Source organism: Streptococcus sp. 27098_8_86 (assembly GCF_041432595.1).
Taxonomy (GTDB): Bacteria; Bacillota; Bacilli; order Lactobacillales; family Streptococcaceae; genus Streptococcus; species Streptococcus pneumoniae_F.
In genome coordinates, this window is record NZ_JAPVZW010000002.1 from 228,870 (window position 1) to 252,354 (window position 23,485).

Below are 23,485 nucleotides of genomic sequence, written 5' to 3' on the forward strand. Positions count from 1 at the left end.
GGGGTTCCTATGAAAATTGAAATGAAGAACATTTCAAAATCTTTTAGGAATAATCGTGTTTTAGAAAGTATTGATTTGGTTCTTAATTCAGGAGAAGTTCATGCTTTAATGGGAGAGAATGGTGCAGGCAAATCAACCTTAATGAATATTTTAACTGGACTTTTTCCAGCTACTTCAGGAACTATTTTTATTGATGGAAAAGAAAAAACATTTTCTAATCCTCAAGAGGCAGAACGGTTTGGACTGAGTTTTATTCATCAAGAAATGAATACTTGGCCAGATATGACTGTACTTGATAATCTTTTTTTAGGAAGAGAAATTAAAAATTCGATTGGGTTTCTAGATAAAGCCAGTATGGAAAGGAAAGCTAAAGAAGCATTTAAACGTCTTAATATATCTATTCCTCTCGATGCAATCATTGGTCAATTATCAGTCGGACAACAACAAATGATAGAAATAGCAAAATGTCTATTATCAGAAGTTTCCTTGTTAATTATGGATGAACCCACAGCAGCTTTAACTGATCGTGAAACTGAAACACTTTTTAAAGTGATAGAAGGATTAAAATCTGATGGTGTAGGTATTGTGTATATTTCACATCGGATGGAAGAAATCTTTAAGATTACAGATCTTATAACTGTTATGAGGGATGGGTTTGTAATTGATACTAAGAAAACGAAGTTAACTAATGCGGATGAATTAGTTCAGAAGATGGTAGGGCGTGAATTAGAAGATTATTATCCAGAAAAAAAGGCTGAGATTGGAAATATTGTTTTTCAAGCTAAGAATCTTTCTGGTGATGCTTTTACGGATATTTCTTTCTATGTACGTCAAGGGGAAATTCTTGGTTTTTCTGGTTTGATGGGTGCTGGTCGTACTGAAATAATGCGAGCAATTTTTGGAATTGATTCTTTAAAATCTGGTCAAATTATAATAAACGAAGAACAACTGATAATTAAAAATCCTTTTGAAGCAATTAAGCATGGAATTGGTTTCTTAACAGAAGATCGTAAAGATGAGGGATTGATTTTAGATTTTTCTATTAAAGATAATATGACTTTACCTAGTACTCGTGATTTTGTTAAAAATGGCATTTTCGATAATAAAACAAGTGATATATTTGTACAACGTTTAATAGATAGGCTACGAATTAAATCAGGTTATCCAGATAAGGAAGTTGGAACACTTTCTGGTGGTAATCAACAGAAAGTAGTTTTAGCAAAATGGATAGGTATTGCTCCAAAAGTACTGATTCTAGATGAGCCAACTCGTGGGGTAGATGTTGGTGCTAAGCGTGAAATTTACCAATTAATGAATGAATTGGCTGAACGAGGTGTGCCAATTATTATGGTATCTTCAGATTTACCAGAAGTGATCGGAGTCAGTGATCGCATTATGGTCATGCATGAAGGAAGAATTAGTGGAGAATTAACACGTCAAGAAGCTACACAAGAAAAAGTTATGCAACTAGCTACAGGAGGACAATAGTGTGAAAAATACTATGAAGTATATGTCAGAATTGACAACAGTAATAGCATTGATAATTTTAATGGCTGTCATCACTATTATCAATTCAAATTTTTTAACAGCAAATAATCTGTTAAATTTACTATTGCAAGTAACATCAAATGCACTGATTGCTTTTGGAATGACTTTTGTTATTCTAACAGGTGGAATTGATTTATCAGTTGGATCAATTTTAGCCTTGTCCAGTGCGCTAACAGCTGGCCTATTAGGATCTGGAATGCCTGTTACGTTAGCAATTCTCATCTCTTTAATTTTGGGTTGCATTCTGGGGATGATGAATGGGTTATTGATTTCCTACGGGAAATTAGCTCCATTTATCGTTACTTTAGCAACTATGACTATTTTTAGAGGCGCAACACTTGTTTATACAAATGGGAATCCTATTACAAAAGGATTAAGTGATACATTCTTATTTCAATTTTTGGGGCAAGGTTACATAGTCGGAATTCCATTTCCTGTAATTATTATGTTTATTGTATTTATTATTTTATATGTTTTACTTCATAAAACAGTATTTGGTAAATCTGTGTATGCTATTGGGGGGAATGAAAAAGCAGCATATATATCAGGTGTGAAACTAAATAAAGTGAAAATTATCATTTATTCAATTTCAGGTATAATGGCTTCAATTTCTGGATTGATTATAACATCACGCTTAAGTTCTGCTCAACCAACAGCAGGTGCTAGTTATGAAATGGATGCTATTGCAGCTGTTGTTCTTGGGGGAACCTCATTATCAGGAGGTAAAGGTCGTATACTGGGGACTCTAATAGGTGCTTTAATTATTGGAGTTTTGAATAATGGACTTAATATTATTGGTGTTTCAGCATTTTGGCAGCAAGTAGTAAAAGGAGTTGTAATCTTAATTGCTGTTCTGATTGATCGTTTTAAAGTTGTAAAACAGTAGAATCATTTTCAATTTTTTTGGAAATAGTAACAATTTATTAGATGACGAACAATAGTCGGGATGGAAACTATCCCTATATATATTAAGAGGAGTAATAACATGAAAATTATTAAAAAAATTAGCATTTTTGCTTTGTTTGTAACATTTATTTTTGCTTTAGTAGCTTGTGGAAAAACTGGTTTAGGAAATTCATCAAATGATAATAAATCTACGACTCAAAAGTCGGCAAAAGAATTAAAATTAGGAGTTTCTATTTCGACTACTAACAATCCCTATTTTGTAGCTATGAAAGATGGTCTTGAAAAAGCCGCAGGAGAAAAAGAAGTAACTTTGAAGATAGCAGATGCACAAGATGATGCTGCTAGACAAGCAGATGATATTCAAAATTTTATTAGTCAAAATGTAGATGCTTTACTAATTAATCCAGTTGATTCTGATGCAATTGTTACATCTATTAAAGCTGCTAATAATGCAAATATTCCAGTAATCTTAATTGACCGCGGTAGTAATGGCGGTGAAGTCTTGACAACTGTTGCTTCTGATAACGTAGAAGCGGGTAAAATGGCTGCTGAATTTATTACCAAGCAATTGGGAGAAAAAGCAAAAACTTTTGAATTATCAGGAGTCCCGGGCGCTTCTGCAACAGTAGATAGAGGTAAAGGATTTGAACAAATTTCAAAGGCAAATTTAGATGTTCTTTCTAGTCAATCTGCTAATTTTGATCGTGCAAAAGCTTTGAATACAGCTCAAAATATGATTCAAGGAAACAAAGAAGTACAAGCAATCTTTGCACAGAATGATGAGATGGCATTGGGAGCTGCACAAGCAGTAAAAGCAGCTGGTCTTAGCAATGTATTAATTGTTGGTATTGATGGTCAACCAGATGCACATGATGCTATTGCCAAAGGTGATATTACTGCCACTATTGCTCAGCAACCAGCTAAGATGGGTGAAATCGCTATTCAATCAGCAATTGATCATTATCAAGGGAAAAAACTAGAAAAAGAAACAGTTTCTCCAATTTATCTTGTGACTAAGGATAATGTTGATCAACATAATTGGTAATATATTTTTAATAAGTAGGTACTTATTCATCTTCATTCAATGTAGTTTTTAAATATCATTGTTACTATTTGATCTCTTGGATACAAAAAGACCAGATTCCAAACTTGGATCTGGCCTATGATATGTTACCCTTGATGGAAATGATGGAAGCTCCTGACAAGTCAGAGTTTTTCTACAGCCACCGTACAGAAGATGGCTGGGCGAAGAAAATCTTCTAGTCTTTTACTAAATAGCCAAGTTGATCCAAGGCCTCCTCAATATAGTGGAGGTCTTGTTGTGTTTCGGCTTCAACTAGGTGGTAATGGATACCATCTGTCAATTCAGATAAAGGTTTAAAATCAGAATGCTCGACTTGTTCTAGAAAATGTTGAACGTCTCGGCGGCAAGACAGTTTAAGCAAGGTTTCGATTTCTCCATAAACGGGATGGTCAATCAAGGTATTTTGAACACGTCCACCATTATCAACGATAGCAAGGAGTTCTTGACCGATTTCTTCAACTTCATGTTTCACTTTGAACAGTTTGTGAACATAAGGATTGGTATCAATTTGCTTATAGATGTAGCCACGATTAGTGGACAAGATAGGAGCGCCATCGGCTCTTAAAATTGCAATGTCTTGTACAATGACTTGGCGTGTTACATGAAAATGCTCCGCCAAACTTTGGCCATTAAGGGCTTTAGGGGCTTCTTTCAAGAGTTGGAGAAGGGCTTGTTTGCGATCTTTTGTCATAGTTCTTCCTTTTAACGGCGTTTTCGAAGCACTTTATAGACAGCTAGTGCTAATGTATAGTCTACCATACTATGGATAATTGTGCCAAATCCAACGAGCACAAATAGAACATAAAACATATTTTCTACATTGGTACCAGAAGTTGCGTAAAAAACGACACAGGCTAATACTTCAGCAAGGGCATGAACAACAGCTAAAACAAAGTTGAAAATCCAGGAAGATTTTGGTTCATCTAGGGTATCGGGGAATTTTCGTAGGTAAAGAGCTCCTAGGGTACCAAAAACGATATGAGAGAAAGCTCGAAAAACGATCACCATGGGATAACCAGCCATCAAAAATCCAAAACTAGAGGCTAGGATGACAAAAACTGCCATCAAGGGCGATAAGAACATGGCGATAAAAATAGCGATGTGACTTCCCAAAGTGTAAGAAGCTGGTGGAATGACAATCTTAAAAGGCATAACAATTGGAATCAAAATCGCAATAGCCGTTAAGAGGGCAGTCATTGTCATAAATTGTGTCTTTTTTCGTGTGTTCATAAGAATCTCCTTTTTGTCTGTATATACACTAGTATAGTACAACAAACAAGACAATAAAGCAAGGATTTACTTAGGTTTATAGATCGTTTTAAATTAAATATTGGTAAAGATTTCACTAAAAAGAAACTACTTCAAACAAAATCTCCACCTTCAAGCATGAAAGCGGAGATTGTTTTTATTTCTTCAAGGTTTGTAGTCGTGGAACAATGGCTAGAGTTAGAACTGCGGAAATGACTAATTCGGCAATCGAATTTGTTGAGATAACAGTTGCTAGGAGTTTTTGGATATTACCATCAAAAACATTTCCAAAAAGGTAGAAAATTCCACCAAGTACAAAGACTGTGTTGGTAAGTGAACCAAGGGCACCAGCTAGAATCAGACCAGTCTTGTTTTTCATTAGTTTATAGACTAGATAAGGAGTCAAACCAATCAAAATACGTGGGACGATAGCTATGATAGCTGAGTAGATGTTTCCGTTTGGTACAAATGGCGAGAAGAGATAGCTTGTCGGCAGAATCGTAATTGTGTTAACGGTCAAACTAAGTAGTCCCATTAAAAATCCAAGTGTAACCCCAACTCGTGGACCGTAAATAATGCTGGCAATAATGACAGGAATGTGAACAATGGTCGGTTTGATTGGGAATGGAAAAAGGTTAAAGATAAGTGAGCTCAGAAAATGAATCACGAGCATGGTTGCAAAAAAGATAGCAATGGGTGCAATATTAGAGCGTTTTTTCATCGAGAGTTTCCTTTATTCTTTCTAAAATAATTGTGAGGTCAGCTAAAGCTCCTCGTCCATGGTCTCCGCAAGCTAGTAGGGATTCTTTTGGAGCAATCAGCTGATAGCAGTAGCTTTCTAATGTTTTCAGATTAGCCTGAGTTGCCGGATGGTCATACATTTTTGTATTCATTGCTGGTGCGATGAGTTTGGGAATATGACTTGGCAAGGCTAGAGCAGTACTGGTCACCATATTGTCCGCAAAACCGTGGGCTAGTTTTGCAATAGTATTAGCAGTTGCAGGGGCTACGATAAATAAATCTGCTTTTTTTCCAAGTTCAATATGATTAACCTGATCAGGATAGGGTTCCTTCATGACATCCAAGTGGACAGGATTCTGTGATAAGACCTGTAGTGTCAAAGGTTGGATAAACTCTGTAGCAGCCTGAGTCATTAAGACAGTGACTTGATGGCCTTGTTTTTTTAGAGAACTGACTAAATCTGCCGACTTGTAAGAGGCGATTGATCCCGTTACAGCCAAGAGAATATGTGTCATAGCTTTCCTTTCTATGAATGATAGGCTTGAATTTTTTCAAGGAGGAGTTTTGCAATTTCTTCTTTAGTCTGGACTGTTTGAAGCTGTTCTTTTTCAACAAAGATTGCACGGTGCTGATCTGCTGAAATTTGAGTGAGGTCATTTGCGATAATCAAGTCTGCTTGGTTTTTGATAAGACTTTTTCTAGCAATGTCAACCAGATGGTCTTCGTTAACATCAACCAGCAGTTTAAAGCCAATCAGATGAATAGCAGGATTCCACTCCTTTACTAGAGAGATGATTTTGGGTGTCTTTTTAAGGAACAAAACTTGAACATCATCAGTTGAAGAAATCTTAGCCTGGTGATTCTGCTTATTTAAAAATTCTTCTAGATTGGAGCTAGCCTGAACTTCCTCAAGTCCCGTCATATAAATGGGAGTGTAGTCAGAGACAGCCATTGAGTGAATCAAGACCTGATAGTCCTTAACACGTTCTTGCATTTCCAGAAGAAGGTCCTTGGTATTGTTAATTTCTCGAATATTTAGGTTGGGATGGGCTTCTGGCTTCAAAGCTCGTTTTGTAGTAATTAAACAAACTTCATGCCCTGCAGAAAGCAAGGTTTCTGTGATGGTTTTCCCCAAGCGTCCTGTAGAATGGTTAGTGATAGAGCGGACGCTATCGATAGCTTCACTGGTACCGCCCGATGTAACTAAAATTTTCATAGCACTATTGTACACAAAAATAAACGGTAAGTAAAATGAAAGTGATAAATTTTTGGTAAAAACGAAGATTAACTATAGTTTCAAACTATAAAGCCATATAAAATTTAAGAAAGAACTCTAAAAACCTTAATAATAAGGATATTTACGAACGTTTAGAGAGTTTAAGGATGTTAAAAATCTTGTTTTGTGTTATAATGAATTATCATATAAGAGGTTAGAGGAGTTTTGGATGAAAACAGATATTGAAATCGCACAGAGTATTGAGTTGAAGCCAATCGTTGATGTTGTAGAGAAACTTGGAATTTCTTACGACGATTTGGAGTTGTATGGAAAATACAAGGCTAAACTCAGCTTTGATAAAATTCGTGCAGTTGAGAGCAATCCAGTTGGGAAATTGATTTTGGTTACTGCCATCAACCCAACACCAGCAGGTGAAGGAAAATCAACCATTACTATTGGTCTTGCGGATGCCTTGAATAAGATTGGCAAGAAAACCATGATTGCTATCCGCGAACCGTCTCTTGGTCCAGTAATGGGAATTAAAGGGGGTGCTGCTGGTGGTGGTTACGCCCAAGTGCTGCCAATGGAAGACATCAACCTCCACTTTACTGGAGATATGCATGCCATTACAACTGCTAACAATGCTCTTTCTGCCTTGATTGACAACCACTTGCATCAAGGAAATGAGCTAGGAATTGACCAACGTCGTATCCTCTGGAAACGTGTTGTGGACTTGAATGACCGTGCTCTTCGCCATGTGACCGTTGGACTTGGTGGCCCTCTAAATGGTATTCCACGTGAGGATGGCTTTGACATTACCGTTGCTTCCGAAATAATGGCGATTCTTTGCTTGGCAACAGACATCGAGGACTTGAAACGCCGTTTGGCTAATATCGTTATCGGTTATCGCTATGACAGAACACCTGTTTCTGTAGGTGATTTGCAGGTTGAGGGTGCTTTGGCTTTGATTTTGAAGGATGCTATTAAACCGAACCTGGTTCAGACAATTTACGGGACACCTGCCTTTGTACATGGTGGTCCATTTGCCAATATCGCTCACGGCTGTAACTCTGTTTTGGCAACGACAACAGCCCTTCACTTAGCGGACTACACAGTTACTGAAGCTGGTTTTGGTGCAGACCTTGGTGCTGAAAAATTCCTTGATATCAAGACACCAAACTTGCCAACTTCTCCAGATGCAGTAGTTATCGTCGCAACCCTTCGTGCCCTTAAGATGAACGGTGGTGTGGCTAAAGATGCTCTGACTGAAGAAAATGTAGAAGCTGTTCGTGCCGGTTTTGCTAACTTGAAACGCCACGTTGAAAATATCCGTAAGTTCGGTATTCCAGCAGTAGTAGCTATTAATGAATTTGTATCTGATACAGAAGCTGAAATTGCAGCCTTGAAAGAACTTTGTGCCTCAATCGATGTACCAGTTGAATTGGCTAGTGTCTGGGCTGATGGTGCAGAAGGTGGAGTAGCACTTGCTGAAACAGTTGTTAAGACTATCGCTGAAAACCCAGCTAACTATAAACGTCTTTATGACAATGAACTTTCTGTTCAAGAAAAGATTGAAAAGATTGTTACTGAAATCTACCGTGGTAGCAAAGTAAACTTTGAGAAGAAAGCTCAAACGCAAATTTCCCAAATCGTTCAAAATGGTTGGGACAAGTTGCCAATCTGTATGGCTAAAACTCAATACAGTTTCTCAGATAATCCAAATGCACTTGGAGCACCTGAAAACTTTGAAATTACCATTCGTGAATTGGTACCAAAATTAGGTGCAGGCTTCATTGTTGCCCTAACTGGAGATGTCATGACCATGCCTGGTCTTCCAAAACGACCAGCCGCTCTCAATATGGATGTTGAAAGTGGCGGAACGGTTCTAGGCTTGTTCTAATATATTCAATTGACTTTAAATGAGTTTGGAGATACTATCCGAGCTCATTTTTTATCTAGATATAAGGCCTTTTCTTCAGCTGATGAAAGAGTTGCTTTCTATAAGTAATCAGTCTAGGTAAAGATATTTTCCCTGATTTCTGATATAATAGAAATATTGACTTCAAGAGTAAGGAAGAAAAGATGAACGCATTATTGAATGGAATGAATGACCGTCAGGCTGAGGCGGTGCAAACGACAGAAGGTCCCTTGTTGATCATGGCGGGGGCTGGGTCTGGTAAGACCCGTGTTTTAACCCACCGTATCGCTTATTTGATTGATGAAAAGATGGTCAATCCTTGGAATATCTTGGCCATTACCTTTACTAACAAGGCTGCGCGTGAGATGAAGGAGCGTGCTTATAGCCTCAATCCATCTACTCAGGACTGTTTGATTGCGACCTTCCACTCCATGTGTGTTCGTATCTTGCGTCGCGATGCGGATCATATTGGCTACAATCGGAACTTCACCATTGTAGATCCCGGAGAACAGCGAACCCTCATGAAACGCATTCTTAAGCAGTTGAACCTGGATCCTAAAAAATGGAATGAACGAACTATTTTGGGGACCATTTCCAATGCTAAGAATGATTTGATTGATGATGTGGCTTATGCTGCTCAAGCTGGAGATATGTATACACAAATCGTGGCTCAGTGTTACACTGCTTACCAAAAAGAGCTTCGTCAGTCAGAGTCAGTTGACTTTGATGATTTGATTATGCTGACCTTGCGTCTCTTTGATCAAAATCCTGATGTTTTGACCTACTACCAGCAAAAATTCCAATACATCCACGTTGATGAGTACCAAGATACCAACCACGCTCAGTACCAACTGGTTAAACTCTTGGCTTCTCGCTTTAAAAATATTTGTGTGGTTGGGGATGCGGACCAGTCTATCTACGGTTGGCGTGGTGCTGATATGCAGAATATCTTGGATTTTGAAAAGGATTATCCTCAAGCCAAGGTTGTCTTGTTGGAGGAAAATTACCGCTCAACCAAAACCATTCTCCAAGCGGCCAATGAGGTCATTAAAAACAATAAAAACCGCCGTCCTAAGAATCTCTGGACTCAAAATGCGGATGGAGAGCAAATCGTATACTATCGCGCCAATGATGAGCTGGATGAGGCTGTATTTGTAGCCAGAACCATCGATGAACTTAGTCGCAGTCAAAACTTCCTTCACAAGGATTTTGCAGTTCTCTATCGGACTAACGCCCAGTCTCGTACTATTGAGGAAGCCCTGCTCAAGTCAAATATCCCTTATACCATGGTTGGCGGAACCAAGTTCTACAGCCGTAAGGAAATCCGAGATATCATCGCTTACCTCAATCTTATTGCCAATTTGAGTGACAATATCAGTTTTGAGCGTATTATCAACGAGCCTAAACGTGGAATTGGGCCAGGCACTGTTGAGAAAATCCTTGATTTTGCGAATATGCAGGATATGTCTATGCTAGATGCTTCAGCAAATATTATGTTGTCTGGAATCAAAGGTAAGGCAGCCCAATCTATCTGGGATTTTGCCAATATGATGCTTGATTTGCGGGAGCAGTTGGACCAATTAACTATTACAGAGTTGGTTGAGGCTGTCCTAGAAAAAACAGGTTACGTCGATATTCTTAATGCCCAAGCGACCTTAGAAAGCAAGGCACGGGTTGAAAATATCGAAGAGTTCCTTTCTGTGACGAAAAACTTTGATGACACCTCTGATGGGCCAGAAGAGGAAACCGGTTTAGACAAACTGAGCCGTTTCTTAAATGACTTGGCCTTGATTGCAGACACAGATTCAGGTAGTCAGGAGACATCAGAAGTGACCTTGATGACCCTGCATGCCGCCAAAGGTCTCGAGTTTCCAGTTGTCTTTTTGATTGGGATGGAAGAAAATGTCTTTCCGCTTAGCCGTGCGGCTGAAGATCAAGATGAATTAGAGGAAGAGCGCCGTCTGGCCTATGTAGGAATTACGCGTGCAGAGAAAATTCTCTATCTGACCAATGCCAACTCACGCTTGCTTTTCGGTCGTACTAACTACAACCGTCCGACTCGTTTTATTAACGAAATCAGCTCAGACTTACTTGAGTATCAAGGTCTGGCTCGTCCAGCCAATACAAGCTTTAAGGCATCATATAGCAGTGGTGGTCTTGCCTTCGGTCAAGGTATGAGTCTTGCCCAGGCCATCCAAGACCGTAAACGCGGTGCGGCTCCAAAAACTATCCAGTCAAGCGGTCTTCCATTTGGTCAATTTTCAGCTGGTGCAAAATCAGCATCTAGCGAGACAAATTGGTCCATTGGTGACATTGCTCTCCATAAGAAATGGGGCGAAGGAACTGTTCTGGAAGTTTCAGGTAGCGGTGCTACGCAGGAATTGAAAATCAATTTCCCAGAAGTAGGTTTGAAAAAACTTTTAGCTAGTGTAGCCCCAATTGAGAAAAAACTTTAATTTTCCATCCTTCTCACGAATAATAAAGTGAGGAGGATTTTTATGTACAGTATTTCATTCCAAGAAGATTCACTATTGCCAAGAGAAAGACTTGCCCAAGAAGGAGTGGAAGCGCTTAGTAACCAAGAGTTGCTAGCTATTTTACTTAGAACAGGAACACGTCAGTCCAGTGTTTTTGAAATTGCCCAGAAAGTCTTGAACAATCTTTCAAGCCTAACAGATTTGAAAAAAATGACCCTGCAGGAATTGCAGAGTATATCTGGTATCGGGCGAGTTAAGGCAATAGAGTTACAAGCCATGATTGAACTGGGACATCGTATTCATAAACACGAGACTCTTGAGATGGAAAGTATTCTCAGCAGTCAAAAGTTGGCCAAGAAGATGCAACAGGAATTGGGCCATAAAAAACAAGAGCACCTGGTGGCGCTCTATCTCAATACTCAAAATCAAATCATCCATCAACAGACCATTTTTATCGGTTCTGCCACTCGTAGTATCGCTGAGCCGCGAGAGATTCTTCATTATGCAATCAAGCATATGGCGACCTCTCTCATCTTGGTTCATAATCATCCTTCAGGAGCGGTGGCACCTAGCCGAAATGATGATCATGTCACTAAACTTGTCAAGGAAGCCTGCGACCTGATGGGGATTGTCCTCTTGGACCATTTGATTGTCTCTCACTCCAGTTACTTTAGTTATCGTGAAAAGACAGATTTAATTTAAAGTTCATTAACGACATAGTCAAAGAGGTTTTTATCTTTGGGACGATTTTCAAATAGAAATTCTGGATGCCACTGGACACCGAGAAAGGCAACATCATCCGTACTTATGACAGCTTCAATAATACCATCCTTTGGATCATGAGCCGCAATCTTTAAGTTGGAAGCTAAATCCTTGATACTCTGATGGTGGAAAGAGTTAATATGGGAGATTTCTCCATAGATTTCTCGAAGAACGGTATCTGGTTCTGTAACCAAGCGCTGGGTTGTATACTCGGCAGAACAATCCTGCCAGTGGTCTTCGATATCTTGATACAAAGTTCCACCCATGGCAACATTAAAGAGTTGAGTCCCGCGGCAGACAGAGAAAATAGGCTTTTTCTGTTTAATAGCTTCCTTGATGAGGGCTAGTTCGAAGATATCTCTTTGAAGGTGGTAGTCATCGCTATCAATAGTTTTTGGTTCACCATAGAATTTTGGATCAACATTTTGCCCACCTGTCAAGATGAGCTTGTCAATCATACTGATATAGTGGCTAGCCATTTCTTGATCACCAATCGGTAGGATGATGGGAATCCCTCCAGCGTCTTTAACGCCCTCAACAAAGCCTTTTGCTGCGTAGCTCATCATGATGTCATCATCTGGATGAGTTTTTTCGTTTCCTGTAATCCCAATAACTGGTTTTTTCATAAAATGATTTTCGCTTTCTAATCCTCTTTTCGCATGAAGTAGAGGAGGGTTTGGAGTTCACTTGTCAAATCGACATATTGAACGACCACATCTTTTGGTAAATGCAGATGGACTGGTGAAAAACTGAGAATTCCTTTCACGCCAGCATCCACCAAGAGATTGGCAACCTCTTGTGATTTAACGCTAGGAACGGTCAGGATAGCAGTCTTCACATCAACATCCTGAATTTTATCCTTGATTTGAGAAATCCCGTAAATAGGAATCCCATCAGGAGTTTGGCTACCGACTTCAGGATGGTCATCTAGGTCAAAAGCCATGATAATCTTCATCTTATTACGCTCGTGGAAGCGGTAGTGGAGAAGGGCATGGCCCATATTTCCAATACCTACAAGCATGACATTGGTAATAGAGTTATCATTGAGCAAATCGGCAAAAAACGTCATCAGTTTTTTGACATCATAGCCAAAACCACGACGACCTAGTTCACCAAAATAGGAAAAATCACGACGTACGGTCGCTGAGTCAATCCCAATGGCCTCTGCAATTTGTTTAGAGTTGGCGCGTTCAATCTTTTCTGCATGAAATCTCTTAAAAATTCGATAGTAGAGAGAGAGTCTTTTTGCTGTAGCTTTTGGAATAGCAGACTGTTTATCTTTCACAAAATCACAACCTTTCTATTCTTCTATTTTATAGAAACATTGTGAAAAAATCAACAAAAATAAGAAAAAACTAAGAAAAATCTTAGTTTTGATGTAAAAATTCTTTTTGTGATAGAAAACGGTAGAGGTCTCCGACCAGTCCTTGGTAAACTTCCTGTCCTTCAAAAGTCAAAGAAGTCACATAAAGTGTATCTGGTAGGGTCACACAGCCTGACAAAGCCAGCATGAGTGCCTCATAATCTTCGTACTTGAGAGTCCGCTCTACATGATAGCTATCCTTATAGGTCAGTTCAAACATATGGGACCTATCTTTCAGATTTTGTAAAGACACCACGCTCTACCAAGCTATCCATGAGAAAGTAGAATTTTTCCTGATGAATGTGGTGGTCTTCTGATTTGAAAATATCAACCAGACGAAGACCAAATTTGTCAGTGATATTGATTTTAGCCCCTGTGAGTTCCTTGTTAATGATGATTTTGAGTTGGAAGCCTTCTCCACTGTTTGGCACCTTTTCAAGTAGGCGAGTCAGTTCATAGTTACCAACCTTGGTTTCAAAAAAAGTATTGTCCTTAAGGGTGAATTTTTTAACAGAAGGGCTAAGAGTGTAGTCGTAACGACAATTTTTTAACTGAATGGTTTTTTCAAATGCCATATGGCTAACCTCCGATAATTTCTTTTAAGGTTTTTGCGAGGGTTTGTAGATCTTCGATAGTATTTTGTGGAGACAAACTGATGCGAACGGATTCCTTCAAGCGTTCTGAATTTGCCCCGTACATGGCTTCAAGAACATGGCTGGATTGGACAATACCTGCTGTACAGGCTGAACCAGTAGAGATAGAAATTCCAGCTAAATCTAGACGAAGAAGTAAGAGGTCGTTTTTCTGCCCAGGAAATCCAATATTGAGCACATAAGGAAGATGATTTTGTCCTCTATTCAGGTAATACTGAATTCCTTCTAGCTCAGAAAGAAAGGCGGTTTCTAGATTTTGTACATGTTGGAAATGTTCTTCTTGTTTTTCTAGGTCTTCTTTTAGGGCTGCAACCATGCCTACGATGGCAGCTAGATTTTCAGTTCCAGCACGTTTTTTTTGCTCTTGGTCTCCACCATGGAGATAGGAATCAAAGTCCATGCTAGATGCGTAGAGAAAGCCGATTCCCTTAGGGCCATGGAATTTATGGGCTGAAGCAGTGAGAAAATCAATGCCCAATTCTTCTGGATGAATAGGAATTTTACCGATTGTCTGAACTGCATCAACATGGTAGGCAGCTGGGTGTTGCTTGAGGATTTGGCCAATTTCAGCAATGGGAAGTAGGTTTCCTGTCTCATTATTGGCAAACATGGTAGAAACCAAAATCGTATCGTCACGTAAGGCCTCTTGAATTTGCTGGGCGGTGATTTCTTGATTTTCTGGTTTGATAATAGTTACTTCAAAACCAAAGTGTTGAACCAAGTAATCAATTGTTTCAAGGACAGCATGGTGCTCGATGGCAGTTGTGATGATATGTTTTCCTTGTTCTTGGTGACGAAGGCAGTAGCCAATGATGGCAGTATTGTTGCCTTCAGTCCCACCAGAAGTGAAAAATATATGTTGAGGTTTTGTCCCCAGTAATTGAGCCAGTTCCTGACGTGCTTCTCGTAAGAGTTTGCCAGCTTGACGACCATGACCGTGAATACTAGAAGGATTGCCATGAGTTTCTTGCATCACCTTGGTCATAGCTGAAATTGCAACTGCTGACATAGGAGTCGTTGCAGCATTGTCCAAATAAATCAAAGAATCACCTTATTTCTTTTTGTTGTAGGCAAAGAGTGGGCTGACTGGTTTTCTTTCGTGAATACGGACGATAGCATCACCAATTAACTCACTAGCAGTGATGTAGCATACGTTTTTAGGAGTTTTTTCTTTTGTTGCTACTGAATCAGTCACAAGAATTTCTTTAATATTAGTATTGTCAAGAAGTTCAGCAGCTCCTTCGACGAAGAGGCCGTGACTAGAAACAGCATAAATTTCTGTAGCTCCTTCACGTTCAACGATTTTGGCAGCTTCAGAGAAGGTACGTCCTGTATTAAGGATATCGTCAATTAAAATAGCTTTCTTACCTTCAACATCACCGATGATATAACCTTCGTTGCGAGTTGCATCGTCTTGTGGGTAGTCGATAATGGCGATAGGAGCATCAAGATACTCAGCCAAGCTACGAGCACGTTTTACCCCTGAATTTTTAGGGCTAACGACAACAACATCTGAGCCAAGGAGCCCCTTATCGCAGTAATGTTTGGCAAATAGGGGCACTGTGAAGAGGTTATCAACAGGAATATCAAAGAAGCCTTGAACCTGAACGGCATGCAAATCAAGCGTAAGGATACGATCGACACCAGCCTTAACTAGCATATTGGCAACTAGTTTCGCTGTAAGTGGCTCACGAGGTGAAGCAATGCGGTCTTGACGTGCATAGCCAAAATATGGAAGGACAACGTTGATACTGTGGGCACTTGCGCGCACACAAGCGTCGACCATGATCAACAATTCCATTAGGTGGTTGTTAACAGGGAAACTTGTAGACTGGATGATGTAAACATCATAACCACGGACACTTTCTTCGATATTCACTTGGATTTCTCCGTCTGAAAATTGACGTGATGATAGTTTTCCAAGCGGTACACCAACAGCTTGTGCAATTTTCTGTGCAATCTCTTGGTTAGAGTTGAGTGCGAAAAGTTTCATGTTTTTTCTATCTGACATTATAGACCGTCCTCTGTAAGCTTTTTAAATCCTAGCCATATCTGTCTAGCCTATATGAACTAGGATTTTTGTATTTTATCTTTTCTATTTTACCAAAAAATAGAGATTATTTCAGCTATTTTTCATGCTTTTGACAAATCGGACCAATTTTGAAGGGGCTTTTTGGTAGGAAATCTGATTTTCCTCTAAAAATTGCTGGAAATCTTGTTTCCCTTGCTCGTGATTCTCAACTTCAAGCTCTAATTCGTAATCTGTAATATCAAAGTACTGACTTTCATCCAGCGCCATGAGACCAATAGCTGTTTGCATTTCATAGCGAAGCGTTGTTAGACAACCAAGGATCTGCCATTCACTAGTTTTAATACCATGTTTCGCCAATTCTTCCAGTACTAGCCCCTGAGGAAGTTCTTTCTTACTCAGATAGTTTTCAGCATCTTTTAGTTGCAATTTTTGGTTGTATTCCATGTTTCCAACACTTTGAGGGACTTTGAGTGTCAATTCTGCCCAGTCTTCAAAGGTTCGAATGCGCATAGCAACTTTCTTTTCTCGCAGTTCAAAATCAGGCGTGTCTATGTAGTAATTTTTTTGAAGAACAGGAGTGACGTCTGTGAACTGGCCTTTTAGACGATTGTATTCATCTTTTTTCAAGAGTGTTTTCAATTCAATTTCTAAATGTTTCATTTTTCTTACCTTTTCTTTATCGTTGAAAGCGGATTTATGGTATAATAAGCATTGTATTTATTGTATATGAATCTGGAGAAAAAATCAAAGATATTTTTGAAGGATAATATGAGAACAAGGGAGAATATATGACCTTAGAATGGGAAGAATTTCTAGATCCTTACATTCAAGCTGTTGGTGAGTTAAAGATTAAACTACGTGGTATTCGGAAGCAATATCGTAAGCAAAATAAGCATTCTCCTATTGAGTTTGTGACTGGTCGAGTCAAGCCAATTGAAAGCATTAAGGAAAAAATGGCTCGTCGTGGCATTACTTATGCGACTTTAGAGCACGATTTGCAGGATATTGCTGGCTTGCGTGTGATGGTTCAGTTTGTAGATGACGTCAAGGAAGTAGTGGAAATTTTGCGCAAACGTCAGGACATGCGAATCATACAGGAGCGAGATTACATTACTCATCGAAAAGCATCAGGCTACCGTTCCTATCATGTGGTAGTAGAATATACGGTTGATACTATCAATGGTGCCAAGACCATTTTGGCGGAAATTCAAATACGTACCTTGGCCATGAATTTCTGGGCAACAATAGAACATTCTCTCAACTACAAGTACCAAGGGGATTTCCCAGAGGAGATTAAGAAGCGACTGGAAATTACAGCCAAGATTGCCCATCAGTTGGATGAAGAAATGGGTAAAATTCGTGATGATATCCAAGAAGCCCAGGCTCTTTTTGATCCTTTGAGTAGAAAATTAAATGACGGTGTAGGAAACAGTGACGATACAGATGAAGAATACAGGTAAACGAATTGACCTGATAGCTAATAGAAAACCGCAGAGTCAAAGGGTTTTGTATGAATTGCGAGATCGTTTGAAGAGAAATCAGTTTATACTCAATGATACCAATCCGGACATTGTCATCTCCATTGGTGGGGATGGCATGCTCTTGTCGGCCTTTCATAAGTATGAAAACCAGCTTGATAAGGTCCGCTTCATTGGTGTTCACACTGGACATTTGGGCTTCTATACGGACTACCGTGATTTTGAGTTGGACAAGCTAGTGACTAATTTGCAGCTAGATACCGGAGCCAGAGTCTCTTACCCTGTTCTGAATGTGAAGGTCTTTCTTGAAAATGGTGAAGTGAAGATTTTCAGAGCACTAAATGAAGCCAGTATCCGCAGGTCCGATCGAACCATGGTGGCGGATGTTGTGATTAACGGTGTCCACTTTGAACGTTTTCGTGGAGATGGGCTAACAGTTTCGACACCGACTGGTAGTACAGCCTATAACAAGTCGCTTGGTGGAGCTGTTTTACACCCTACCATTGAAGCTCTTCAGTTGACGGAAATTGCCAGCCTTAACAATCGTGTTTATCGAACGCTGGGTTCGTCCATTATTGTTCCTAAGAAGGATAAGATTGAACTTATTCCAACAAGAAACGATTACCATACTATTTCGGTTGACAATAGCGTTTATTCCTTCCGCAATATTGAACGAATCGAGTATCAAATCGACCATCATAAGATTCACTTTGTCGCATCACCTAGCCATACCAGTTTCTGGAATCGTGTTAAGGACGCTTTTATCGGCGAGGTAGACGAATGAGGTTTGAATTTATCGCAGATGAGCATGTCAAAGTCAAGACCTTTTTGAAAAAGCACGAGGTTTCTAAGGGGTTGCTGGCCAAAATAAAGTTTCGAGGTGGAGCTATACTGGTCAATGACCAACCGCAAAATGCAACCTATCTATTGGATATTGGAGACCGAGTTATCATCGATATTCCTGCTGAGGAAGGCTTTGAAACCCTAGAAGCTATCGAGAGACCATTAGATATTCTCTATGAGGATGACCATTTTCTAGTCTTAAATAAACCCTATGGAGTGGCTTCTATTCCTAGTGTCAATCACTCTAATACCATTGCCAATTTTATCAAGGGTTACTACGTCAAGCAAGACTATGAAAATCAGCAGGTTCACATTGTAACCAGACTTGATAGGGACACTTCTGGCTTGATGCTCTTTGCCAAGCACGGCTATGCCCACGCACGATTAGACAAGCAGTTGCAGAAGAAGTCCATTGAAAAACGCTACTTTGCTTTGGTTAAAGGTGATGGATACTTGGAGTCAGAGGGGGAAATTATTGCTCCGATTGCGCGTGATGAAGATTCCATTATCACCAGACGGGTGGCTAAAGGTGGAAAGTATGCCCATACTTCTTACAAGATTGTAGCATCTTATGGGAATATTCACTTAGTTGATATTCGCCTGCATACTGGACGAACCCACCAAATCCGAGTCCATTTTTCTCATATTGGTTTTCCTTTGTTGGGAGATGACTTGTATGGTGGTAGTCTAGACGATGGAATTCAGCGCCAAGCCCTGCATTGCCATTACCTATCCTTTTATCATCCATTTTTAGAGCAAGACTTGCAGTTAGAAAGTCCCTTGCCGGATGATTTCAGTAACCTTATTACCCAGTTATCAACTAATACTCTATAAAAAATGATTCAGAGTATAATTATTATCTTAAAGGAGAAAACTCATGGAAGTTTTTGAAAGTCTCAAAGCCAACTTGGTTGGTAAAAATGCTCGTATCGTTCTCCCTGAAGGGGAAGAGCCACGTATTCTTCAAGCGACTAAACGCTTGGTAAAAGAAACAGAAGTGATTCCTGTTTTGCTTGGAAATCCTGAAAAAATTAAAATTTATCTTGAAATTGAAGGTATTGCAGATGGCTATGAAGTCATTGACCCTCAACACTATCCTCAATTTGAAGAAATGGTTACTGCTTTGGTAGAGCGTCGTAAGGGAAAAATGTCTGAAGAAGATGCACGCAAGGTTTTGGTTGAAGATGTTAACTACTTTGGTGTTATGTTGGTATACTTGGGCTTGGTTGATGGAATGGTGTCAGGAGCGATTCACTCAACTGCTTCAACAGTTCGCCCAGCCCTTCAAATTATCAAAACTCGTCCAAATGTAACGCGTACGTCAGGTGCCTTCCTCATGGTTCGTGGTACGGAACGTTACCTATTTGGAGACTGTGCTATCAATATCAATCCTGATGCAGAAGCCTTGGCTGAAATTGCCATCAACTCAGCAATCACAGCTAAGATGTTTGGCATCGAACCTAAAATTGCTATGCTAAGCTATTCTACTAAAGGTTCAGGATTTGGTGAAAGCGTCGATAAGGTCGTTGAAGCAACTAAAATTGCTCACGACTTGCGCCCTGACCTCGAAATCGATGGTGAGTTGCAATTTGATGCGGCCTTTGTTCCCGAAACTGCAGCTTTGAAAGCTCCTGGAAGTACAGTAGCTGGTCAAGCAAATGTCTTTATCTTCCCAGGTATCGAGGCAGGAAATATTGGTTACAAGATGGCCGAACGTCTTGGTGGCTTTGCGGCAGTAGGACCTGTTTTGCAAGGTTTGAACAAGCCAGTTAACGACCTTTCTCGTGGATGTAATGCTGATGATGTGTACAAGTTGACTCTTATCACAGCAGCTCAAGCAGTTCATCAATAATAATTCAACCTCTTTCCCTTGGGGAGAGGCTTTTTAATACTAGGAAAAGGACAGTTAGAGTCTTCTGTGTTATACTAGAGATATGTTAGATTTGAAAGAATACGGAATCGTCATGTGGCCAGATGAGAAGATTGTTTCTTTCCGTGAGAAACTTCTTACCTGGTATGATGAAAACAAAAGAGATTTACCCTGGCGTAGAAGTAAAAATCCTTATCATATCTGGGTGTCTGAAATTATGCTCCAGCAGACTAGGGTGGATACAGTTATCCCTTACTACGAACGATTCTTGGCCTGGTTTCCAACAGTTGAAAGTTTGGCAACTGCCCCTGAAGAGCGTTTGTTGAAGGCTTGGGAAGGTTTGGGCTATTATTCTCGAGTTCGTAATATGCAGGCTGCAGCCCAGCAGATTATGACTGACTTTGGTAGTCAATTTCCAAACACTTATGAAGGAATTTCCAGCTTGAAAGGGATTGGTCCTTACACAGCAGGAGCCATTTCCAGTATTGCTTTTAACTTGCCTGAGCCAGCTGTAGATGGTAATGTCATGCGTGTTTTGGCGCGTCTATTTGAAGTCAACCACGATATTGGGATTCCAAGTAATCGTAAAATTTTTCAGGCAATGATGGAAATCTTGATTGACCCAGAAAGGCCTGGTGACTTTAATCAAGCTTTGATGGACTTGGGATCAGATATTGAGGCGCCTGTAAATCCCAGACCAGAAGAAAGCCCAGTTAAGGACTTTAGTGCGGCATATCAGAATGGAAGCATGGACCGTTATCCAATCAAGGCTCCAAAGAAAAAGCCAATTCCCATTTATCTTAAAGCCTTAGTTGTGAAAAATTCTCAGGGACAATTTTTACTTGAAAAAAATGAAAGTGAAAAGCTCTTGGCAGGTTTTTGGCATTTCCCACTGGTAGAAGTAGATGACTTTTCGCAAGAGGAACAGTTTGACCTCTTCCATCAGGTTGCAGAAGAAAGTGTGAATTTTGGACCCAGTCCAGAAGAGAGTTTCCAGCAGGACTATGACCTAGATGTTGATTGGCTTGGTGTTTGTTTTGAGACTGTCAAGCATGTCTTTAGCCATCGCAAGTGGCATGTTCAAATTGTAGCAGGTCAGGTGACTGACTTTCATAACTTTTCCGATAGGGAAGTTCGCTGGCTTTCACCAGAAGAGTTTAAGAATTACCCACTTGCCAAACCCCAACAAAAAATCTGGCAGGCTTATGCACAAGCCAACTTAGACAGTAGCAAAGATTAACTATTGTGTTTTCTTGTTATTTTTTTGATATAATAGTAGAGAAAAAGGTGAAAAAATGAAAAAAATATTAATTGTAGATGATGAAAAACCAATCTCGGATATTATCAAGTTTAATATGACCAAGGAAGGTTACGAGGTTGTAACTGCTTTTAATGGTCGTGAAGCGCTAGAACAATTTGAAGCAGAGCAGCCAGATATTATTATTCTGGATTTGATGCTTCCAGAAATTGATGGTTTAGAAGTTGCTAAGACCATTCGCAAGACAAGTAGTGTGCCTATTATCATGCTTTCTGCTAAAGACAGTGAATTTGATAAGGTTATCGGTTTAGAGCTTGGAGCGGATGACTATGTAACCAAACCCTTCTCAAATCGTGAGTTGCAGGCGCGTGTTAAAGCTCTTCTTCGTCGTACGGACTTGGTTTCTGTAGATAATCAAGAGTCAGATGAAAAGAAAACCCAACCCTTGCAAATTGGGGACTTGGAGATTGTACCAGATGCTTATGTAGCTAAAAAATACGGTGAAGAACTAGACTTAACCCACCGTGAATTTGAACTCTTGTACCACTTGGCTTCTCATATCGGTCAAGTGATTACGCGTGAACACTTGCTTGAAACTGTCTGGGGTTATGATTATTTCGGAGACGTTCGGACTGTCGATGTAACGATCAGACGTTTGCGTGAGAAGATTGAAGATACACCAAGTCGTCCAGAGTATATCCTAACACGTCGCGGTGTTGGTTATTATATGAGAAATAATGATTGAATTTATTAGAAAAAATATTCTTACTAGTGATTTTATCTTCATTTTAATTTTATTGGGTTTTATCTTGATTGTTACCTTGCTTTTGCTAGAAAATCGTCGGGATAATATTCGGTTGAAGCAAATTAATCAAAAGGTGAAAGACCTGATTGCAGGAGACTATTCTCAGGTATTGGATATGCAGGGAAGCTCTGAAATCACTAATATTACCAATAATCTCAATGATTTATCAGAAGTAATCCGTTTGACTCAAGAAAATCTGGAACAAGAGAGTAAACGATTACATAGTATCCTCTCTTATATGACGGACGGAGTCCTTGCGACCAATCGTCGTGGCAAGATTACCATGATTAATGACATGGCTAAGAAACAGTTAGGTGTTCAGAAAGAAGATGTTCTAAACAAAAGTATCCTAGAATTGCTTGAGATTGAAGATGAGTATGAACTTCGTGATTTGATTACCCAAGTTCCTGAGCTTATGATTGATTCTCAGGATGCCAATGGTGAATATCTGAGCCTTCGTGTACGTTTTGCCTTGGTTCGTCGAGAGTCTGGCTTTATCTCAGGTTTGGTTGCAGTTTTGCATGATACGACGGAGCAGGAGAAGGAAGAACGGGAACGGAGACTCTTTGTTTCCAACGTTAGTCATGAGCTACGAACGCCTCTGACTAGCGTAAAATCCTATCTTGAAGCCTTGGATGAGGGTGCCTTGTCAGAACCTGTCGCTCCAGACTTTATCAAGGTGTCTCTAGACGAAACAAACCGTATGATGCGGATGGTGACGGATCTTCTCCATCTTTCACGTATTGATAATGCAACCAGTCATCTAGATGTGGAACTGATTAACTTTACAGCTTTTATTACTTTTATTCTTAACCGTTTTGATAAGATGAGGGGATCAGATGAAGAGAAGAAATACGAATTGGTTAGAGATTATCCGATTACGTCTGTCTGGATTGAAATTGATACAGACAAAATGACGCAGGTGATTGATAATATTCTTAACAATGCCATTAAGTATTCACCAGATGGTGGAAAAATCACAGTGACCATGAAGACAACTGATGATCAGATGATTTTATCTATCTCAGACCAAGGTTTGGGTATTCCTAAGCAGGATTTACCACGTATTTTTGACCGTTTTTATCGTGTTGATCGTGCCAGAAGTCGTGCCCAAGGTGGTACAGGCCTAGGACTGTCTATTGCTAAAGAAATTATCAAACAACATAAGGGCTTTATTTGGGCCAAAAGTGAATACGGTAAGGGATCAACCTTTACCATCGTGCTCCCTTATGATAAGGATGCAGTGAAAGAAGAAGTATGGGAGGACGAAGTAGAAGACTAGA

25 protein-coding genes and 1 pseudogene are annotated in these 23,485 nt (G+C 39.7%); 14 read left to right on the forward strand and 12 right to left on the reverse strand.

Translation table 11 applies throughout. The features are described from left to right. The first annotated feature begins 9 nt into the window (after positions 1-9). The 4 genes and pseudogenes from O3616_RS02950 to O3616_RS02965 all read left to right on the forward strand — a co-directional run. Positions 10-1,488, forward strand: a complete 1,479-nt coding sequence (locus tag O3616_RS02950; RefSeq protein WP_261044136.1) for a sugar ABC transporter ATP-binding protein — start codon at positions 10-12, stop codon at positions 1,486-1,488. 1 nt (position 1,489) lies between these two features. Further along, entirely contained in the window at positions 1,490-2,434 is a 945-nt protein-coding gene (rbsC, locus tag O3616_RS02955) for a ribose ABC transporter permease (protein ID WP_247939496.1), read from the forward strand. Between the two features lie 99 nt (positions 2,435-2,533). Further along, entirely contained in the window at positions 2,534-3,499 is a 966-nt protein-coding gene (locus O3616_RS02960) for a substrate-binding domain-containing protein (protein ID WP_261044137.1), read from the forward strand. A gap of 71 nt (positions 3,500-3,570) precedes the next feature. Beyond that, a pseudogene (locus O3616_RS02965) lies at positions 3,571-3,717 on the forward strand (DNA mismatch repair protein MutT); the annotation flags it as partial. Here O3616_RS02965 and O3616_RS02970 read toward each other — a convergent pair. The 5 genes from O3616_RS02970 to coaB all read right to left on the reverse strand — a co-directional run bounded on the left by O3616_RS02970 (position 3,714) and on the right by coaB (position 6,743). Further along, positions 3,714-4,229: a transcription repressor NadR gene (locus tag O3616_RS02970; RefSeq protein ID WP_261044138.1), complete on the reverse strand. Its 516-nt coding sequence runs from the start codon at positions 4,227-4,229 to the stop codon at positions 3,714-3,716. The pseudogene O3616_RS02965 and the gene O3616_RS02970 overlap by 4 nt on opposite strands. An 11-nt stretch (positions 4,230-4,240) precedes the next feature. Next, the gene (locus O3616_RS02975; RefSeq protein WP_084926542.1) at positions 4,241-4,768 is read right to left on the reverse strand and encodes an ECF transporter S component; all 528 of its coding nucleotides are present in this window, start codon (positions 4,766-4,768) and stop codon (positions 4,241-4,243) included. Between the two features lie 175 nt (positions 4,769-4,943). Next, positions 4,944-5,507, reverse strand: coding sequence for an ECF transporter S component (locus O3616_RS02980; RefSeq protein WP_000747412.1), 564 nt, complete (start codon positions 5,505-5,507; stop codon positions 4,944-4,946). After that, positions 5,491-6,042, reverse strand: coding sequence for a phosphopantothenoylcysteine decarboxylase (gene coaC, locus O3616_RS02985; RefSeq protein WP_371638047.1), 552 nt, complete (start codon positions 6,040-6,042; stop codon positions 5,491-5,493). The genes O3616_RS02980 and coaC overlap by 17 nt, the downstream gene beginning before the upstream one ends. A gap of 11 nt (positions 6,043-6,053) precedes the next feature. Further along, the gene (coaB, locus tag O3616_RS02990) at positions 6,054-6,743 is read right to left on the reverse strand and encodes a phosphopantothenate--cysteine ligase (protein ID WP_371638048.1); all 690 of its coding nucleotides are present in this window, start codon (positions 6,741-6,743) and stop codon (positions 6,054-6,056) included. A 229-nt stretch (positions 6,744-6,972) separates the two neighbouring features. Here coaB and O3616_RS02995 point away from each other — a divergent pair, with 229 nt between their 5' ends. From O3616_RS02995 to radC, 3 genes are all read left to right on the forward strand, one after another. Then, the gene (locus O3616_RS02995; protein WP_371638049.1) at positions 6,973-8,643 is read left to right on the forward strand and encodes a formate--tetrahydrofolate ligase; all 1,671 of its coding nucleotides are present in this window, start codon (positions 6,973-6,975) and stop codon (positions 8,641-8,643) included. Positions 8,644-8,825: 182 nt separating this feature from the next. Then, complete coding sequence (gene pcrA, locus O3616_RS03000; RefSeq protein ID WP_371638050.1) at positions 8,826-11,117, forward strand: DNA helicase PcrA; 2,292 nt, start codon at positions 8,826-8,828, stop codon at positions 11,115-11,117. 42 nt (positions 11,118-11,159) lie between these two features. After that, a complete protein-coding gene (gene radC / locus O3616_RS03005; RefSeq protein ID WP_371638051.1) occupies positions 11,160-11,840 on the forward strand; it encodes a DNA repair protein RadC in 681 nt (226 codons plus the stop codon). On the opposite strand, the gene O3616_RS03010 is transcribed toward radC, so the two are convergent. The 7 genes from O3616_RS03010 to O3616_RS03040 form a co-directional block, all read right to left on the reverse strand. After that, the gene (locus O3616_RS03010; RefSeq protein WP_371638053.1) at positions 11,837-12,526 is read right to left on the reverse strand and encodes a gamma-glutamyl-gamma-aminobutyrate hydrolase family protein; all 690 of its coding nucleotides are present in this window, start codon (positions 12,524-12,526) and stop codon (positions 11,837-11,839) included. The genes radC and O3616_RS03010 overlap by 4 nt on opposite strands. A 17-nt stretch (positions 12,527-12,543) precedes the next feature. Then, positions 12,544-13,185: a redox-sensing transcriptional repressor Rex gene (locus O3616_RS03015; protein ID WP_371638054.1), complete on the reverse strand. Its 642-nt coding sequence runs from the start codon at positions 13,183-13,185 to the stop codon at positions 12,544-12,546. An 82-nt stretch (positions 13,186-13,267) separates the two neighbouring features. Further along, positions 13,268-13,483, reverse strand: a complete 216-nt coding sequence (locus O3616_RS03020; protein ID WP_371638055.1) for a DUF4649 family protein — start codon at positions 13,481-13,483, stop codon at positions 13,268-13,270. 7 nt (positions 13,484-13,490) lie between these two features. Next, entirely contained in the window at positions 13,491-13,838 is a 348-nt protein-coding gene (locus tag O3616_RS03025) for a DUF1831 domain-containing protein (protein ID WP_000863540.1), read from the reverse strand. A 4-nt stretch (positions 13,839-13,842) separates the two neighbouring features. Further along, the gene (locus tag O3616_RS03030) at positions 13,843-14,958 is read right to left on the reverse strand and encodes a cysteine desulfurase family protein (RefSeq protein WP_371638056.1); all 1,116 of its coding nucleotides are present in this window, start codon (positions 14,956-14,958) and stop codon (positions 13,843-13,845) included. A 9-nt stretch (positions 14,959-14,967) separates the two neighbouring features. Beyond that, on the reverse strand, positions 14,968-15,927 hold the full coding sequence (locus tag O3616_RS03035) for a ribose-phosphate diphosphokinase (protein ID WP_001283818.1): 960 nt from the start codon (positions 15,925-15,927) through the stop codon (positions 14,968-14,970). Between the two features lie 111 nt (positions 15,928-16,038). Continuing rightward, positions 16,039-16,608 carry a CYTH domain-containing protein gene (locus O3616_RS03040; protein ID WP_115904377.1) on the reverse strand — a complete coding sequence of 190 codons (570 nt, stop codon included), beginning with the start codon at positions 16,606-16,608 and terminating at the stop codon, positions 16,039-16,041. Positions 16,609-16,736: 128 nt separating this feature from the next. Here O3616_RS03040 and O3616_RS03045 point away from each other — a divergent pair, with 128 nt between their 5' ends. The 7 genes from O3616_RS03045 (at position 16,737) to vicK (ending at position 23,484) form a co-directional block, all read left to right on the forward strand. Beyond that, on the forward strand, positions 16,737-17,408 hold the full coding sequence (locus tag O3616_RS03045) for a GTP pyrophosphokinase family protein (RefSeq protein WP_000171682.1): 672 nt from the start codon (positions 16,737-16,739) through the stop codon (positions 17,406-17,408). Next, entirely contained in the window at positions 17,392-18,210 is an 819-nt protein-coding gene (locus tag O3616_RS03050) for an NAD kinase (RefSeq protein WP_000799056.1), read from the forward strand. Before O3616_RS03045 ends, O3616_RS03050 begins: the two co-directional genes overlap by 17 nt. After that, positions 18,207-19,103 carry an RluA family pseudouridine synthase gene (locus O3616_RS03055; RefSeq protein WP_070843044.1) on the forward strand — a complete coding sequence of 299 codons (897 nt, stop codon included), beginning with the start codon at positions 18,207-18,209 and terminating at the stop codon, positions 19,101-19,103. Before O3616_RS03050 ends, O3616_RS03055 begins: the two co-directional genes overlap by 4 nt. Positions 19,104-19,146: 43 nt before the next feature. Further along, a complete protein-coding gene (gene pta / locus O3616_RS03060; RefSeq protein WP_371638057.1) occupies positions 19,147-20,121 on the forward strand; it encodes a phosphate acetyltransferase in 975 nt (324 codons plus the stop codon). Positions 20,122-20,203: 82 nt separating this feature from the next. Continuing rightward, positions 20,204-21,379 (forward strand): A/G-specific adenine glycosylase, encoded by a 1,176-nt coding sequence (gene mutY, locus O3616_RS03065; protein ID WP_371638059.1) that lies wholly within the window; start codon positions 20,204-20,206, stop codon positions 21,377-21,379. 55 nt (positions 21,380-21,434) lie between these two features. Next, the gene (gene yycF / locus O3616_RS03070) at positions 21,435-22,142 is read left to right on the forward strand and encodes a response regulator YycF (protein ID WP_000722072.1); all 708 of its coding nucleotides are present in this window, start codon (positions 21,435-21,437) and stop codon (positions 22,140-22,142) included. After that, the gene (gene vicK, locus O3616_RS03075; protein WP_042751232.1) at positions 22,135-23,484 is read left to right on the forward strand and encodes a cell wall metabolism sensor histidine kinase VicK; all 1,350 of its coding nucleotides are present in this window, start codon (positions 22,135-22,137) and stop codon (positions 23,482-23,484) included. Before yycF ends, vicK begins: the two co-directional genes overlap by 8 nt. Position 23,485: the final 1 nt, after the last annotated feature.